This window comes from Brevibacillus sp. SIMBA_040, assembly GCF_046535075.1.
Lineage (GTDB): Bacteria > Bacillota > Bacilli > Brevibacillales > Brevibacillaceae > Brevibacillus.
Genome location: NZ_JAWRXI010000059.1, coordinates 1 through 460, shown reverse-complemented (window position 1 = coordinate 460; position 460 = coordinate 1). Strand labels below are relative to the sequence as shown.

Below are 460 nucleotides of genomic sequence, written 5' to 3'. Positions count from 1 at the left end.
CATCGATCCACTCGATCGGCATGGCCTCGAGTGCTTTTCTTGCCTGCCAGTAGTGTTCGGCAATGACGGCGATCGCGCTTTGCGGTGCACTAAACGCGATCGGGAACGGGACCCGCTCGGGATCGACGAACCCGCGTTGCTCGGACGGATCGACAACCGCGACACCGAGTACCCCAGGCATCGTACGGACTTTCTCGAAGTCATAGCGCGCGAGCTTGCCGCCGTGTACCGGTGCCTGCATGAGCGCCGCATGCACCATGCCAGGCAATTTCACGTCGATGCCGTAAACGGCGCTGCCATGTGCAATCAACGGCTGTTGGACTCGCGGCGGGTTCGCCTTGCCGAGAAACCACCAATCGCGCTGCGGCTTGGGTGCCGGCTCGGCGTCGAGCGAAATCGAACCGGCCATTTCGACCACATCGCCATATGTCAGGCGTTTGCCGGTCGGAGCGTGAGTCAG

General features: G+C 62.2%; 1 pseudogene. It reads right to left on the bottom strand.

The features are described 5' to 3' along the window. A pseudogene (locus tag SB752_RS31930) lies at positions 1-460 on the bottom strand (hypothetical protein); the annotation flags it as partial.